Genomic DNA, 15,213 nt, shown 5'->3' with positions numbered 1-15,213 from the left:
CTTAGGCGTCGATGGAGGTGCCGCCCGGCTTGTGCCAGACCTGATTGCGTTTGCGGTCGGTGGCCTTGTCGATGCCCGCCAAAATGAAGCGGGTGGCGATCGCGGCGAAGAAGATGTTGATCACCACATCGAATTTGGCGAGGCCGAGAATCTGTTGAATGATCGGGCCGGCTTCGCCCATGCGGGCGAATACGTAGCTCTGCGCCTGACCAATGATCAGGTTGAAGCCAAAATAGGTGACGAAGCCGAAGCCCAGGATGCGCAGGACCATCTTTACCAAGGGGCCGACGATCATGATGAGCAACTGGGCGATGAACAGGTATTGCATCACTGACCTCCTACGGAGCGCCCGACATAGAGAGCGGCAAAGACACTGGCAGCCACCAGAAACAACGGACTGAGCGCGCTGGCGACATTGCACAGGGGTTCGTAGCTGATGGCGAACGTACGGCCGCCAGCAGTCGTCAAGGAGAAGCTTTCCGCCGCGGGGCAGCTGGAAGGCAGAAAGCGGGTGCCTTGGTTGATGAAGGACGGCAGTTCGATTTCGCCGCCGTCCTGCAGCTTGAATTTGTCACCCTGCAGGAGCGCTTCGATTTCAGGCTTCTGCTTGGCGAAGTCGTCTTGCTTCTCGACGTGGCAGCGCAGCTCTTTTTGCTGCTTGAGGATGGCGCACTGGATGATGTCACCCGAGCAGGTCAGAACCCCTTCGCAGCTTTCCCCACCGACGCTGGCTTCACCGCACTTGTTCGGGTCGGTCTTGGGATCGCAGGCGCCTTCATCCTCGCCGTCTCCTTCTCCGCCATCATCGCCCGATCCATCACCCGATCCGTCGCCGCTTCCATCACCGGGACCATCGCCACCACTACCGCCACCGCCACCGCCACCGCCACCGCTATCTCCAGATCCATCACCACCATCGCCAGGGTCCGACGGATCAGAGGGGTCGGACGGGTCGCCGCCGTCGCCAGGACTGCCACCGTCCGACGGAACGCAGGTTGTGCCAGACCAGCTGTAACCGTCGCCACAATTAGGCGGCGGCGGATCGTCGGGGTTGTTGGGATCGGTTGGAGGCGTACCGCCAGTGGGCTCATCGCCAGGAGAACAAGCAGCGCCTGTGAAGGTGCCGGTCCCATAACAAATGCCAGGCGTAGCCCCATCAGGCGTAGCGGCACAGGTGGAGGTGCCAAGGGAAATACGACAACTATCAGAGCAGCCATATTCGATATTGCCGAGGCCGTTGGTATCAGGCCGCAGCAATGACCAGGAGGTAGATTGACCGGATTTGGTTGAGCAATCGTCAGGCGATGGTGGCGGCTCTACAGGGGCAGGATCACATGCACCAGTGGCGGAGTTGTAGTTAGCGCCAGCCGGGCACGAGTCACCACCGCGCACCGCAACGACAGAACCGTATTGAAAGTTGGACGGCTGCGAATAGTATTCGCACTTGAACTGAGTGTCTGCCTGCTTAACCAGCTTGAATGTATTGTTGCTGACAAACTCGCCAGAACACTCGCTGTATTGGCATTGTCCAATTGTGGTGCGGTAGTAATTACAAAGAGCAGAAGGAGTAGCTTCCTGGCGCGGATAGCCTGGGCGCTGCCAGTAGAAATCCGCAGCACTAACCCCCTGAGCCCAGCACAACGATATCAACAGGCCAAGAATCAATAAAACCCGACTAATAGCGGCCATATTCAAACCCGCCCAAAGAACACGAGGTAAAACGCCAGGGTGCTGAGCAGCAGTACGTACAGTTGGTAGTCCATGGCGTCCTCCTGAAAGAGAAACCCCGCCGGAGCGGGGTTGGTTTGCTTCGGCACTGGTGAGGTGCGGTGTGGTCGGGTTACAGGGCGCGACGCATGTACTTGAAGGCCATGGCGGCGATCAGTACGGCGAACACGGCCCAGCCGATGGTGCCGACGTCGGTACCCGCGGTATCGAGCGCGGCCGTGGCTTCAGTCGGTACGGCGGCGTGCACCGAGCCGGCCAGTGCCAGGGAGCCAACGGCAGCGCCGGTAGCCAGTTGACGGGAGCGGCGGCCGAAGCCGGACGCGACGTTCTGCAGCTGAGTTTTCAGGTGTTTCATCGTGGTGTACCTCGCTATTTCAGGACTTTTTTCAGGACCAGGAAGCCAAACGCCAGGGCGAACAAGGTGATGACCTCGCCTTGCAGTTCGCTTACCTGATCCCAGGTGAGTGCAGAGCCGCTAAGGCCCTGCATTTCCTCGCGGGTGAGGGAGACCAAGGCGCCGGTGCAGATGGGTTCGCCAGCTGCGCCCTTCGACCAGTCGCCCTCACAGGCCAGGAAATTCATGCCCCGCCCTCAATCAACACGGGGCTTGATACTTCGCTGGAGTCCCAGCAATCCGGGCAGACGGTGAAGGCCGGGGCCAAACGCAGATCGGCCAGCAGATCGGCTTGGGGCGCGGGCTGGTGGTGCAGTTGGCCCATGTCGCCCAAGCACAGGTCGCAGATGACGCGATCGACGATCAGCACGGTCTGCCCTCCCCCTTAGCTCTTGGCCGCGTCAGGCGACGGCTGCTGGGCCGGCCGTTGCGGGCTGGCCGGGGTCTGGCGGGTGGTCGGGCGCGGGTCCACGGCTTCGATGTGCAGGGCGAGATTTTTGCCCTTGTTCTGCCCGCCTCGGGCTACGTCGAAGGTGATACGCACCTTCTGCAGCGGGTCGAACTGGGCGCCGGCGGCGAAGACTTCATCGGCCACGTCTTCGGCGATGGCCATGCCGATGATGGAAAGACCGTGCTCGCTTTTGCCGTCCGGTTCATCGCCATAGAAAATCTTGGCGTATTTGGCGTCATCGACCTGGGTCATCTGCGTGCCGAGAAATGCAACTTCCATAGTTGAACGTGCCATTGGTATTTCCTCGTTGAGTTGCGCGTTATTGCGCGGTTTGCCTATCAGCAGGCCGAGCGATCCCGAGCAGGTGAACTGTGAAGTTCGGCCTACTGGGTTATCTCGACTTGCCGGGGGTTAAAGCCGGGTCTTGCGTTGAGCTGTTACGGGGTCAGCACTGGGGCTGCTGGTCAGCCGCTCCATCGTCGGGGCGGGCTGGGGATCGGGGCATGGATGCGCAACCCGCGTTGCCTGGGACAGATACCCACCGGCTGCGCCCGTGGATATCTATCAGCCCTCGACCCCACACGTGGGGCCCCACTCGGGCCTTGGGCAAAGCGGGTTTGCACCTGGGAAGAAGGAAAAGCAAAAGCGCGCCGAGGTTCGGGTTTGACGAACCAGCAGGCCAGCCACTCGCGCCACAGGTAACGGGTGATGCCGTGGCCGACGATATAGGCAGCCGGCGCCAGTAAGATGAGCAGGGCGATCTGTTCAGAAGTCATAGAAGAGATCCACTGGCGGCAGCGATGGAATGGGGGCGCCGCTGTCCTGCACAACGCGCCAGTACTTCGGCGGCTGGAGCGGTGGCGTGTGTTTCTCGCAGATAAAGGCCGGTGTCACCGCCCAGTCCGAGAGCAGGACTTTCCAGGCGCCAGCTACGAAGCCCATCTTGATGACGCGAATCGGCAGCGCAGAGGCGCGGCGGCATAGGGCGCATGGTGTGGATGGGCAAGGATCGGACCTGGCCATTTCGGCCTTGGACCAGCAGACAGAGCAGGCGCAGTTCTCGGCATGCGGCTTGTGGCTGTAGCTGGACTGATTCATAGGTCATGCCCTCGCCTGGGCGCTCGGAAATGGCGTAGATCACAGCGAAGCCTCCTGCTTTGGTTCTCCCTGGGCGAAGTTCGCCTCAAGGCGGATGACGATTTCAGCGTTGAGAGAGCGGCGGGCCTGCTTGACGGCCTGCTCCAACTGAGCGCGAACGGATGCCGGCATGCGCAGCTTGAATTGCTGATCTGCCCTACTCATCGGCGTAATCCCCGGCGCAAAAGATGGTTTTGCCCTTCTCCAGGTCGCGGCGGATGCGGTGCAGGTTGATCACGCGCCGGCGGCCGATCTTCACGGTCGGGATGGCTTGCGACTCAACCCACCCGCGCACCACGTCCTGAGTGACGTCTTCGATGCCGAGCATTTCGGCGAAAACCAGCTGGGAGCAAAAAGGCGAATCACGGAAGTCGGTGATGCGCTCTGCGTTTCCCTGTGCGTTGAACCCCACTACTCCAGACTGTTCCATGTAAAAGCCCCTATAATCCGGCGAAATGGCTGTGCCCTTCACGGCAAAATATGTACTAGATACACATGTACATAGTACCCAAATGGCTCAGAGTGTACATAGAACATTCATGGCATTTTTTAATGAGCGAAGGCATTTCTGATAGAGGGCTTCAACTTCTCGAACGCGCGAGCTTGAAAGAGCTGGCGGAAAGCGGGGGGACGGAATACGTCCGCTGGCAGAACATCAAACGAGGCAAGGCAAGGATAGGAGCCAACGAGATCGAGATTCTCGGCCGTGTATTCCCACGCTACCGGTGGTGGCTGATTACAGGCGAGGTCATGCCAGAGAATGATCAAACAAGCCCGGACTACGACGAGGCCAACCGAAACTTGATCGGTCAAAACGCGGGATAGCAATCACAACGGAAGTGACTAAGCGCTGGTACGCCCGAAAGGTGGAGAGATCGAGTGAAAGAGAGCTTTGAAAACATCCGGGCCGAGCGCGAGGCGCCGACCTTCAGACGGCATCAGCCTAACCAATATGCGGGGCTCTGGAAGCAGATCGCCCTGGGCATCATCGTCGGCGGCAGCGTGCTGAGCCTGATCGGCACCCTGCTCTGGCTGATTTCGGTAGGCGCACTGCTGGGCGGCATGACCATAGCCTTGCCACAACCCTAGGCGGGCATACGAGTCGCGGTATTTCCGAAGGAACGGAGCAACATCATGAAGCAAGCACTTATCGCCTTACTCATCCTGGCAGCGCCCGCTTTTGCCGATGAGGAAAAGCCCGTCGCTACCCAGGCGGCAGAAGCCGTTACCCCCTATGCGGAAGCATTCAGTAAAAGCGTAAGCAGAACCTTCACTGAGATCATGGCCGGCGGCAAAGGCCCGATGGCCGAAGGTGCGCGCGCCAACCTCAGGATGCAGGATCAGCGCGAGCGGGAAGCCAATCGCGGCACCCGCAAGAGCATGAAAGAGTGCATCAAGCCTGGGAACGTCATTGATGATGATGTGAAGGAATGCATTGAAGGGCTACGCGAGAAAACATGGTGACTTATCCCCATAAAACTGCGACATATGCCCGAGCACTTCAGGAGAGCACTCAACCTTGCAGCATTGAAGAACAATAAAGAACCAAACAATATAACTACAACCTATAAGCACAATAACCAAACCCTTTACTCACTTACAGAGACAACGTAGTCTCACACTCGATTTGCCGCAATATTGTCTGCACATATATCTAGCATATCCTGATAATACTGGAGCACAGTTTTTGATGCGTCCCCCGGATGCAACTGCATAACCAAACCCGAGACCGTCGTACTTCTTTGAGTGCGCCCTAGTATTCTTGTTGACAAGGCATCCAACTGCGCCTGTGTAGAACTACTCAAATGAGCAGCGGCATTCCGAATAGTCCTCAAATCCGATAGCTCACTTGCTATTGACGATAGATTTGTAAGAAGTGGATTACCATCAACCAAATATATACCTGCAAGCCTCCTTACAATCTCATGATTCGCCCAGTCCACATACTTCTGAGTCCCCACTAAAATTTTTATAGCATGCTGCTTATCTGCAGGAGTAACAATTCCAGGAGCAGGAGTCCCCGCAGTTGACAACTCGCCCGCAAGATACTTCGCAAAAGAGTCTTCCAAAAAAGACTCCCAATATATAAACATTTTCAGAAAGGATGAAGAAATAACAAAATCCTTTTTTACATCATCAAATAAATCATTCCCATTTTGGTCTCGCTCATAAGCCATAGATACAAAACTATTAGTTAGAGCAATCCCCCTTCTGAATTCGGAAAGCGTATCAGCCAGCGACATAACCTACCCCGCAATGACCCCAGCTATGAAGTCACTTCTCCTGATGCGCACCGCTGTATCTGTAGTTGCCCGGCGACAATCTTCAAGAAACTGCCGTTCATCTCGGCTCAACAACTGCTTATCCTCCTCTTCAAAAATATAATCAATGCGCTCGAGATTCTGAGAGATTCGCGCATACCCAATACGATTCATATCTACCCTTGGGGAGGAAAGATTTTCAACTCCATACTGCATGTGATACAGAGTCATAAAGAGGGAGTAAAAAACGTGCGGCCGCCTAAACTCCCTCTTCTTGAAGTTATCATCAAAAAGCTCTTTAATAATATCTATTACAGACTGGAATCTAGCTTCTAAATCATCAGTATCATATTCAAACTCATGTTCATACTGCTCATAATATTTCCTTATTTGCTTTTTACTGCGCACCCCCTCAACCATACCGATTAGCAGATCCGCAGTCAGCTGAACATCATGCATGCGCAGAACATTCTGCTCGCTAACTATCTTATTATCGATCCAGAACGCGTTATTCTTATGAGCAACATTGTCAGCCAGTCGTTTAAATGGCCCAAAGTGATTGGCGTTTATTTTTTCCTGCTCGTTTAGCGTCACAGAGTAAGAATTCAATCGACTGAATATATCAAGAACATCGGGGTCCGACATATTCACTAATAAATCGACAGAAATCTCATAATTAAGTATTTGAGACTGGATATCGTCATCAACACCATCCAGCTGACTAAAATAGAGACCACCGTATACTTTATTGTGCCGCTTACTAATTACAAACCCATCCTTGACAAAAGACAGAATAGTTCTTAATCTCTGCTGCCCATCAACAACTTCACGAATAGATTTCCTGGTTTGCGGGTTTATTTTCTGACGAATAAAAACTTTAGGAATCGGCTTACCATCAATAATTGTGTCCATGAGGTAGGATCTGGCCGTATCTGTCCACACAGATCGCCTCTGGAACTTAGGAGACAATTCAAGCTGACCATTCTCATGCCATTCAATGAAGTCATTAATACTGTAAGTGCGCGAATCAAAATTCTTCATTTACGTCGTCCACTAAATTTAGGCAAAGGACTGAATCACACGATATCGGAAACATTATAGAGGTAGGCTATTAATCACTCAGAAGCCCTCAACCCGGAATCGTTCCACGACACTTAGGATACTGTACACAGCCCCAAAACACATTTCCCGCATTAGCGCCACGCTTCGCAGTCCGTTTCCGCATGACGGAATTACACACCGGACAACTGGGCGCGAGTGCCTGCTGAGGTTGGAGTGGTTTTATTGGAACTGGAGTAACTGCTGGAGGCTTGTTTTGCGTACTGCGGGATGCCGCAACCCAGCGATTGAGCTCGGCGCCTTCGACCAGGCGAATATTGCGGCCACTGGCAAAGGTCTTGGCCTCATCAGTAAAGGTGCCCGAGGTTACGACAAAACCGCCAGCCGCCCCTTCTGCCGCCATCACACCAAAGAACTCGCGAATCACGGCAACACCAACCTTGAGTGAGCGCCACTGCTTGCACTGAACCAGGTGCTTCTCGCTGCCTTTGCGCAGGATCAGGTCAATGCCACCGTCCGGGCCGTTACCGCCAGTTTCGGTGACGGTGAAACCCTGCCGGCGAAAGGCTTCGCCCACCAGTTGCTCGAACTGCTGCCAGGTGATGCCGTCGAGGGTCTTGCCCGGCTTGGTGGCGGAGGCGACGTCTTCCATCAGCTTGCGACGCTTGGCTCGGCCGAATATGGAGCCGATGGCGCCCAGCACAAAGGCAATGGGAATGATGTATTGAAGGAACAGAGCAAGGCTGCGCCACACCTGACCGGCGATGGCAGGGCCAAAATTCTTATGGTCTATCGCTGTAGGCGACAGGGTATTGGCAACAGAGTGGAAGTACAGCCCTGCGGCCAAGGCGATCAGCAGGCTTACCCACCAGGGCAAACGGCTGGCGATGAAGATAAGGTCTTCAAAAGGCGAGGTTTTCTTGCGACGTGCCATCCCTGGTTCCTACCTGTTCCTTGGCACATGGCCATTAGCGTTACCGGATAATGCCGCAAAGGCTGAAACATTGGAACTAGAGCGGTTCATTGCCGGTGGATAGCTCCACGGCGTGCAACAATTCAGGGTAGTCATTACGGGTGTTGTTGACCTCTGTGCTGACCGGGTGGGCGATGAGGTCATGCCTAGCCTGGGCCACCACTTGGCCAACCTGGTCAGTCGAGAGACTGGCCGACAACCACAGGTCGAACTGCTCCGGGGCCAGGACAACGGGCATGCGGTTGTGGATGGCATGAACGGACGGCGCCGCTTCCGTGGTGAGCAGTGCGCAAGACAAGACTTGCTGATCATCCGGGCCCTGCCAGCTGGACCATAGCGCGGCGAAGGCCAGCATCGAATCATCAGGGGAATGGATGTAGTACGGCTGCTTCACCTTGCGACCGCTCGGGCTGCGTGCCGATTCGTGAGCATTCCATTCGTACCAGCCCTGGGCGGGCATCAGGCAACGCTGGGTACGGTAGCTATGCCGCCACATGGGCTTTTCGGCGGCTTCTTCACTGCGGGCATTGAAGGTCAGGGTTGGCAGGCTGGGCTTCTTCCACCACCCCGGAATCAGCCCCCAGCGAGCGGGCACGACCTCGGGCGATCCGTCGTCGTTGTTCAGGACGATGGGCACCGTCATGGTCGGGGCTACATTGTAGATCCGCTGAATCCACCGCCCGGAGTTTCGCGCGCCGATGTGCCAGTAGCGCTCCATGGCTGCTTCATCGGGGCTGACGTATCGACCGCACATGGGCACCTCTTGGGCTCAATCCGGGGGTGACTACATCGGCCTGTTTTTCTGGAAAGCTCTGTTTTGACGAGGGCCGAGGCAGGCTGAAAGCCCCGGTTTATGGGCTTTCCTGGCTCAGAGTGTAGCCGCTCAGGTGATTCATAATGCTGGGGTCCGGGGTTCAAGTCCCTGCGTAGCCACCAAACAAAACAAGGGTTTACCGAAAGGTAAGCCCTTTTTTGTGGGCGCTAGTGACTACAAAGTGACTACGGCGCGCCCACACCTATCGATACGGCAGGATGCCGATGAAAACGACCGCCACGTTCATTTGCTGGGTCGCTCTCTCGTTGGGGGCTCTAGGATGGCTTGCCCTCATTGGGCTCTCAGCTGAATGCTACTTTCTCCCTCCTCCCGCGCCAGCCAGTGCAGTGCATTGCTACGCAGTAGCGTTAACAGTAAGCAAATTACTGCTCTATATTGCAACATCGCTAGCGACCATCGCATACCTCTGGATTCCCTGGAAAAAGCAGCGCTTAGCGTTTCTAACCGTTATCGCTCCCGCCCTTCTTCTATTCACTAATTCTTAAAACCACAGCCGCCTAGGAAAGATGGGTGGTACTACGTCTGAAAAGGAAAGCAATGAAGCTCCTAAAGCCAATCTTCGTTGTAGTCGCGTTGTATGGCGCCGCAACACTCCTATACCCCACACTTCCCCTGCATTACCAGCACGCGATTTCCGACTGGCATGCTCGCTTGGGCACCCCCACCTATTCAGAAGCGCCTGACTATTTCTCTGCACGAGACCAAGCCGCAGTCATCAGCGAGAATGAGGCTCGCGGCCACAAGTTGAAATGCTATGGCAATTTGGGCCCAGCAGAACGCATTAGCGCACAAGATGACTACCTGTGCTCAGCGCATATCAGCAATGCGTATGACAACATCCCTGCTCGACTGGTAACGTTCTTTTTCTCCAAGAATAAGCTGAGCAACGTACGCATCGAATTTGCGTCCGGAAGCTTTGACCGTCTGAATGACTATCTCATGAGAAAGCTTGCCGACTACCCACGCCTCGACAAGATGCCGGGCGCCAGATTTGGCACCGATTCATTCGGGAAAAAGTTAGTCGTATGGCGAGTAAAACACGGCCTAATTACCGCCGCTGCAGAAGATACGCCGGGGCAAAACCCGATAATTTTGTGGAGTGGTTATAGATACCACTCCGATAAAGTTAGCCGGAATCCCCCTGTGGCGGCAGTAACTCACCGAACACAGTGAGCACTCTGAATCAACGGAGATAGTCGTAGTGCCGACTCCAAGTGATCGGGCGACAAATGTGCATAGCGCATGGTCATCGTGATCGAAGAATGCCCGAGGATGCGCTGCAGGCTGAGGATGTCACCAACGGCCATCATGTAGTGACTGGCGAAGGTGTGCCGGAGGATGTGAGTGAGTTGCCCAGGAGTATCGAAGCCGCAGCGTTCATAGGCGCTACGAAATGCTGCGCGACAGGACATGAACAGCCGACCGTTCCCAGGCATGGCCACCTTGAAAACCGCATCTTCGACTTCCTTGGGTATCGGCACCGAGCGCGACTGCCGGTTATTGGTCCGGTGAAAATGCGCCTTCCCCCGAAGATCGCGCCCCGCGTCAGACTCTCCGCTTCGTCCCATCTGGCGCCAGTAGCCAAGCAGATCAGCGCCACTGGATAGGTGTGGTTGTTCGTCGACCTGCGGCACTCATCGAGCAGCTGACGAATCTGCTCCAGGCTCAGAAACGACAGCTCGGTCTGGTCGGTCTTTATCTGCCGGACCTTGGCTAACGGATTGTTGCCCGCCCAAGCGCCCAGGCGAATCAGTTCGGAGAAGACGGCGGACAGATAGCGCTGCTCGTGGTTGACCGTGCTGGGCGTCGCGTCTTTCAAGCGTGACTGACGGTAGCGGGCCCAAGCCAGGACATCGAAGTCGGAGACGCGAGGGTCGCCCAGGCGCTGGACCACTGCCATGGTCCGAGACAGCCGGGCCTTCTCATCCTTGAGCGAACAGCCGTGCAGGTCATACCAGACGGTGACCAGATCGGAGAGGCGATCATCGAGCGGCCTGCCGGTCTGCTTTAGCGCCGCGAAGTAATCCGACTCGAAACGCTGCGCGGCTGACTTGGTCGCGAAGCCCTTCTTGCGGATTCGCCGACCGGTGCGGCCGTTCTCATAGAAGTCCGCCATCCATGTTTTGCCGTTTTTGCGAACGGTCATACCGCCCTGCCCCACCTGACATTGCGCTCCTCGAGCAGCGCCTTGATGTGCTTGTACAGGTCGTGCTCGCTCATGTCCTTGGCGGCGTAGTGGTCGCGGATCACCGGCCAGCAGTCCCATTGCTGGAGGGTCTCAAAGGCCTTTTTTGCGCCCACCCGCTCCCTTGCCAGCAGGCTGACGAAGTTTCCCAGGAACAGCTCGACGTTCTTCCCGGAGAAGCCTCGGCTCGTCTTGTAGTAACGCTTGTATTCGGTCTGATCGAGCAACGAGTCCACCGGCAGATCGACCCGCACATCATCGCGGATCAGGGTCCCGATCGGCTCGAAATAGCCAGGCCGGACCAGCAACTTGAACTGCGCCAGGCCCATAGCGCCATAGGCCGTCCAAATGGCCCGAGAAAGCGGCAAACGACCGGGTGTCGATGGTCTCCCCCGTCTTGACGTCGATAGACCCGCTGGCGAACTGCTGGATGATCGAATGGTGATAGCGCAGCTCGACTCGCCAGACGTCTTGCGCCGGATCGTAGTTCTCCGGGTCGCCTTCATCGAAGCTGTCACGGCGCTTCCAGACGCTTTCCCAGTAGTCGAGCTTGTCCGCGGCGCGGGCCTGTTTGCACCTGGGAAGAAGGAGAAGCAAAAGCGCGCCGAGGCTCAGGTTTAACCAACCAGCAGGCCAGCCACTCGCGCCTCAGGTACCCGCAACGCCACAAATGCTCAAGCGAAGGTGAGCATGAGCGACGAGGCACCCCGGGTGACGAAGATCAGCAGGCACACTACGTAGAACAGAACCGGCAGCTCAAGCAGGTTCATGTAGTTGCGGTTGGGAATGCTCACATGCGGCGGCACGGTGGCCGACTCACCGTACTTAAAGTCGTTGGTGACGATCTCGCGTCGCTGGCCTGCCCGCATTCTCGCGATGGGAATCAGCAGCAGAACCAGGCTGGTCCAGAGCGCCAGGGCAAATATGGGGTAGAGAATGGTTGGGTTCGTCATGTGCAAGACCATAGATTTATTCCAAGAGTCGGGGTCACGTTCGCTACAGCTAGCACAACTCAGAACCTACCCCACAGAACAATCAATATGTAATCGGAACGTCTATCGAAATAGTGGTGTGATGAAGCCCTCCCAACTCAGTAACGTGCAGGCCAGGCTCAACCGCCGAGACGATCGATACAGTTGATAGATTTGGATAGTGCTTTTTCAACACATCCGAGTCCCTTTCCCGCTTATCACTAAAATCAACCTTGGCCCCAGTAACAGTTAGGCCCATGCGGGAAAGTTGAGTGAAGTGGAAATTGCCTATGTATGTCGCCTTGCCTGGGATGACGCTAAACAAGATTGAGAATGGCCTTGTTGGGCGCACGAAGGCGGCACCACTGCCAACACTCCAGGCGTCAATAACGTAGTCACCCGCAGGCAGTTCAGCAGCGATCAAATTACCGTTGATCCCCATAGTCTCAAATTCACCAGCCGGAAAATACGGAATCACCACATTTGACTGACCAGACTGAAAACGCCCAGAAGCCTCAGAGGGAGCCCGCCGGTACGACACGGCATATCCCGAATACGAACCATCATAGGTAATGGAGCCAACAACAAGCCCAGTCCCAGAATTCTCCTTCAGTGAGTAGTTCTTAGACACATTGGTCGTTACACAACCACAAAGCAGCAAAACACAAAATACCAAAACAGATACGCGACTCATCCCAGCCCTCTTTACCAAAACCCAGCGACTAACCTAAGCCATGGGTACTACATATTGACGACCAGTCCACTCCTGCTCGCCAACCTCTTGTAGTTTGGTGCCGCCATGCTTCAGCACTCCGGGGAAAGACGAAGCTTATTATCGCAACCATGAATCCACCTAGCACCTCGACAAGTATCGGACACTAGACGCCTCTGACTTTCGCACTCCAAAACACTTAAAACATAACAGTTAAATAATCGGCCCAGCGACAATAAACAACCCCTCCGTAATCGCAGTTGATATGACCGCAATCATGACACTTGGCCCAAATTTTGTTCCTAGAGCCACGCTAAAACCAAGCACATACGAGCAAAAGAACACCCCTAGCGCAGCAAGTGCCGAGATACCTGAGTACATAAACGCACCAGAGCCTGACGAAAACCCACTCAGCCCCAGCATCGCAACTACAGCAAATATGCAAGAGAGTGCTACGGCATTAAAGGACTCTCCCCAGGACGGAGAGCATCCAGATACCACCTTGGCACAGAGCTTCGCGACTCCGACCATAAGCAATATGGAAACAGCAGCTAACATGACCTTTTCCATTGGCGCGATGACTACAAAAAATATAAACGCAGCAGCAAGCAGCAGTTGGAGCATGTAGAACCTCTACCCTCTAGTTGATGGAAATGCTTAGACTGAGCTAATAAGCGAAGCAGTCATATCGTCAATGCACGCAGGCGCCATTCCGCTCAGCGCAAGCATCAAGGGAGTGTTGGGGGAAGTATTCGAAAGTGTATCTGAGGTGCGGTAGGTCATCCGTGACTCCTGCAGGTCGATGGGCATAATGCCACTAGTGCGGCGCGATGATGCCTTAGCGTCAGAAAAAAGGGAACTAGGCACGGTGACTACATCGGCCTTTTTTCTGAAAGCTCTGTTTAGACAGGGGTCTAGGAAGGCTGAAGGCCTGTTAATGGGCCTTCTGGGGTAAGGGTGTAGCCGCTCAGGTGCTTCGTATTGACGGCGGAGCGGAGCTGGACAGCAATCGCTAGATATAGATAACTCGGATTTGCTAGCTCCTTCAGTGGGCTATTTGCAAGAAGTGGATGCAACTGACAAAACTGACAGACAACACAGGCTACACCCACTACCGCTCAGCAAATGCTTTAAAAACTAGCTATTGCTCCCCACCGTAAATATTGCATTCCCAGTAGAACTACCATTGCCCGTGGTTTTAATTTCCAACGAGGTATCCGGCGGATAGCTAGAGGTGGCCCCGTCATGGAAATTATTATCCAAGTATATTGAGCTATTATTGAACGGCTCATTATTACTGAACGACATGTACATATTTGCCGTTAACAGCGGATCGAGCCCCCAGAGGTAAAAGTGCATTGTTATCGAAATCGCCGGACTTGCACCATCACAACCGTATGTAACAGTTGGATTAATACTTAACCGGCCCGTCTGCTTGAAGACAGGCGTTGTAGAGTGGGCAGGTATGGACTTAGGCCAATCCCCATCCCCTTGATTATCCTGATTCAACAGGGTCAAGGAGTAAGGGCTGTTATTAACAATCTTAAAGCTTTCGGTATACATAGACATGAGTTTATCATCCCGTATAGAACTGCTAATGAAACTTCCTGTTCATAGCTTTCACACTTAAAGCCTTTACAAGCTAGACCATAGTGACACCTCCTCATCTATTGACTATGACGGCAACCTGAACAGTGAATCGTATTAGCCAATACGATTGGCACTGTCTATGGGCACATCACCAATAAATTACAATTATTTATCCTCAAATCAGTACTGCCTATGCGGATACCGGAACAAGCCTAGCCAACAACACCCTACCTGCAAGTCATAAATCCCACATGAAATCTGAGCACTCTGGCCTCAGCACACAGAAGGACTCCTCTGATATAGGCCACGACTATGCGGTGAGCGTTTCTGAACACTCTGTACTGGTGAGGCACGCGCCGGCTGAAACCCAGACCCTGCGGGCCTATCGGGGTTGCAGGAGAGAGGGAAACGACCAACACCATTCATGAGATGTGCCGCAGCATCAGCCTGTTCTCTGGAAAGCATTGCCTGGATGAGGTCGGAGATGGGCAGACAGCCAGAATCAACACACTCCGTTGCGCCTCCGCTCCTGGCCAGCGTTAGACAACCCCTTCTTTAAGGCAGAGCGTCATGGACTGGACTAGCAAGGCCGAGCCGGGACGCAAAGGCTCAGTTGCACCACTTGGTACAAAGCCAGCCTTAAGGTAGAGGTGCGTCGCTGGGCCATTGTTCAGCGTGACGCCAAGGCAGACGGCAGTGGCATCGCGCGCTCGCGCCCATGAGATCACCGCTTGCAAAAGCTGCCTTCCCAGCCCTATGCCTCGGTGCACCGGGGGCGACCCACATCTGGAACAGGTTGATCTGAGAGGGGTTGGAGGGATCTGCCTTGGCCCAAGCAAGTCCAGCAGGATAGTTGTGCACGAGAGCCGGGAGGGGAAGATCCGAGGATGACGCGGCCCCGTTGGACGTACGACGCT

The 15,213-nt window shown here is 54.9% G+C and carries 22 protein-coding genes and 2 pseudogenes; 4 read left to right on the top strand and 20 right to left on the bottom strand.

From position 1 onward, the window contains the following. Position 1: 1 nt before the first annotated feature. From LPB260_RS09435 to LPB260_RS09395, 9 genes are all read right to left on the bottom strand, one after another. Positions 2–328 carry a DUF2523 domain-containing protein gene (locus tag LPB260_RS09435; protein WP_208708438.1) on the bottom strand — a complete coding sequence of 109 codons (327 nt, stop codon included), beginning with the start codon at positions 326–328 and terminating at the stop codon, positions 2–4. Next, a complete protein-coding gene (locus LPB260_RS29015) occupies positions 328–1,689 on the bottom strand; it encodes a virulence factor TspB C-terminal domain-related protein (RefSeq protein ID WP_256625584.1) in 1,362 nt (453 codons plus the stop codon). Before LPB260_RS29015 ends, LPB260_RS09435 begins: the two co-directional genes overlap by 1 nt. A 151-nt stretch (positions 1,690–1,840) precedes the next feature. After that, positions 1,841–2,083, bottom strand: coding sequence for a major capsid protein (locus LPB260_RS09425; protein ID WP_208708436.1), 243 nt, complete (start codon positions 2,081–2,083; stop codon positions 1,841–1,843). A gap of 14 nt (positions 2,084–2,097) precedes the next feature. Beyond that, positions 2,098–2,310 (bottom strand): hypothetical protein, encoded by a 213-nt coding sequence (locus LPB260_RS09420; protein ID WP_208708435.1) that lies wholly within the window; start codon positions 2,308–2,310, stop codon positions 2,098–2,100. Further along, a complete protein-coding gene (locus LPB260_RS09415) occupies positions 2,307–2,492 on the bottom strand; it encodes a hypothetical protein (protein WP_208708433.1) in 186 nt (61 codons plus the stop codon). The genes LPB260_RS09420 and LPB260_RS09415 overlap by 4 nt, the downstream gene beginning before the upstream one ends. Positions 2,493–2,507: 15 nt before the next feature. Beyond that, entirely contained in the window at positions 2,508–2,867 is a 360-nt protein-coding gene (locus tag LPB260_RS09410) for a hypothetical protein (RefSeq protein ID WP_208708431.1), read from the bottom strand. 471 nt (positions 2,868–3,338) lie between these two features. Next, the gene (locus LPB260_RS09405; protein ID WP_208708429.1) at positions 3,339–3,671 is read right to left on the bottom strand and encodes a DUF5447 family protein; all 333 of its coding nucleotides are present in this window, start codon (positions 3,669–3,671) and stop codon (positions 3,339–3,341) included. A gap of 39 nt (positions 3,672–3,710) precedes the next feature. Further along, a complete protein-coding gene (locus tag LPB260_RS09400; RefSeq protein WP_208708427.1) occupies positions 3,711–3,875 on the bottom strand; it encodes an Arc family DNA-binding protein in 165 nt (54 codons plus the stop codon). Further along, the gene (locus tag LPB260_RS09395; protein WP_208708425.1) at positions 3,868–4,140 is read right to left on the bottom strand and encodes a DNA-binding protein; all 273 of its coding nucleotides are present in this window, start codon (positions 4,138–4,140) and stop codon (positions 3,868–3,870) included. The genes LPB260_RS09400 and LPB260_RS09395 overlap by 8 nt, the downstream gene beginning before the upstream one ends. Positions 4,141–4,262: 122 nt before the next feature. Between LPB260_RS09395 and LPB260_RS09390 the strand changes: the two genes are divergently transcribed. From LPB260_RS09390 to LPB260_RS09380, 3 genes are read left to right on the top strand one after another with little or no spacing between them, the layout of a single operon-like run. Beyond that, positions 4,263–4,535 carry a DNA-binding protein gene (locus LPB260_RS09390; protein ID WP_208708423.1) on the top strand — a complete coding sequence of 91 codons (273 nt, stop codon included), beginning with the start codon at positions 4,263–4,265 and terminating at the stop codon, positions 4,533–4,535. Between the two features lie 54 nt (positions 4,536–4,589). Further along, entirely contained in the window at positions 4,590–4,799 is a 210-nt protein-coding gene (locus tag LPB260_RS09385; protein ID WP_208708421.1) for a hypothetical protein, read from the top strand. A gap of 45 nt (positions 4,800–4,844) precedes the next feature. Beyond that, on the top strand, positions 4,845–5,174 hold the full coding sequence (locus LPB260_RS09380) for a hypothetical protein (protein WP_208708419.1): 330 nt from the start codon (positions 4,845–4,847) through the stop codon (positions 5,172–5,174). Between the two features lie 152 nt (positions 5,175–5,326). Here LPB260_RS09380 and LPB260_RS09375 read toward each other — a convergent pair whose 3' ends face one another. The 4 genes from LPB260_RS09375 to LPB260_RS09360 all read right to left on the bottom strand — a co-directional run bounded on the left by LPB260_RS09375 (position 5,327) and on the right by LPB260_RS09360 (position 8,757). After that, a complete protein-coding gene (locus tag LPB260_RS09375; RefSeq protein WP_208708417.1) occupies positions 5,327–5,953 on the bottom strand; it encodes a hypothetical protein in 627 nt (208 codons plus the stop codon). Between the two features lie 3 nt (positions 5,954–5,956). Further along, positions 5,957–7,012 carry a DUF262 domain-containing protein gene (locus LPB260_RS09370; protein WP_208708415.1) on the bottom strand — a complete coding sequence of 352 codons (1,056 nt, stop codon included), beginning with the start codon at positions 7,010–7,012 and terminating at the stop codon, positions 5,957–5,959. An 88-nt stretch (positions 7,013–7,100) separates the two neighbouring features. Beyond that, positions 7,101–7,964, bottom strand: coding sequence for a restriction endonuclease (locus LPB260_RS09365; RefSeq protein WP_208708414.1), 864 nt, complete (start codon positions 7,962–7,964; stop codon positions 7,101–7,103). 76 nt (positions 7,965–8,040) lie between these two features. Beyond that, positions 8,041–8,757, bottom strand: coding sequence for an SOS response-associated peptidase (locus LPB260_RS09360; RefSeq protein ID WP_208708412.1), 717 nt, complete (start codon positions 8,755–8,757; stop codon positions 8,041–8,043). 618 nt (positions 8,758–9,375) lie between these two features. Between LPB260_RS09360 and LPB260_RS09355 the strand changes: the two genes are divergently transcribed. Then, the gene (locus LPB260_RS09355) at positions 9,376–10,011 is read left to right on the top strand and encodes a hypothetical protein (RefSeq protein WP_208708410.1); all 636 of its coding nucleotides are present in this window, start codon (positions 9,376–9,378) and stop codon (positions 10,009–10,011) included. On the opposite strand, the pseudogene LPB260_RS09350 reads toward LPB260_RS09355, so the two are convergent. The 7 genes and pseudogenes from LPB260_RS09350 to LPB260_RS29340 all read right to left on the bottom strand — a co-directional run bounded on the left by LPB260_RS09350 (position 9,996) and on the right by LPB260_RS29340 (position 15,066). Further along, a pseudogene (locus LPB260_RS09350) lies at positions 9,996–10,984 on the bottom strand (tyrosine-type recombinase/integrase). The gene LPB260_RS09355 and the pseudogene LPB260_RS09350 overlap by 16 nt on opposite strands. Next, a pseudogene (locus LPB260_RS09345) lies at positions 10,981–11,596 on the bottom strand (hypothetical protein); the annotation flags it as partial. The pseudogenes LPB260_RS09345 and LPB260_RS09350, both read right to left, overlap by 4 nt. A gap of 101 nt (positions 11,597–11,697) precedes the next feature. Beyond that, positions 11,698–11,976 carry an MAPEG family protein gene (locus tag LPB260_RS09340; RefSeq protein WP_208708408.1) on the bottom strand — a complete coding sequence of 93 codons (279 nt, stop codon included), beginning with the start codon at positions 11,974–11,976 and terminating at the stop codon, positions 11,698–11,700. A gap of 82 nt (positions 11,977–12,058) precedes the next feature. After that, complete coding sequence (locus LPB260_RS09335; RefSeq protein WP_208708406.1) at positions 12,059–12,688, bottom strand: hypothetical protein; 630 nt, start codon at positions 12,686–12,688, stop codon at positions 12,059–12,061. A gap of 231 nt (positions 12,689–12,919) precedes the next feature. Next, positions 12,920–13,330, bottom strand: coding sequence for a hypothetical protein (locus tag LPB260_RS09330; RefSeq protein ID WP_208708404.1), 411 nt, complete (start codon positions 13,328–13,330; stop codon positions 12,920–12,922). A 513-nt stretch (positions 13,331–13,843) separates the two neighbouring features. Further along, positions 13,844–14,275 (bottom strand): hypothetical protein, encoded by a 432-nt coding sequence (locus LPB260_RS09325; protein WP_208708402.1) that lies wholly within the window; start codon positions 14,273–14,275, stop codon positions 13,844–13,846. A gap of 560 nt (positions 14,276–14,835) precedes the next feature. Beyond that, entirely contained in the window at positions 14,836–15,066 is a 231-nt protein-coding gene (locus LPB260_RS29340; protein ID WP_371926131.1) for a GNAT family N-acetyltransferase, read from the bottom strand. Positions 15,067–15,213: the final 147 nt, after the last annotated feature.

It is taken from the genome of Pseudomonas sp. LPB0260 (assembly GCF_013388395.1).
This window is presented reverse-complemented; position numbering and strand designations above follow the sequence as displayed.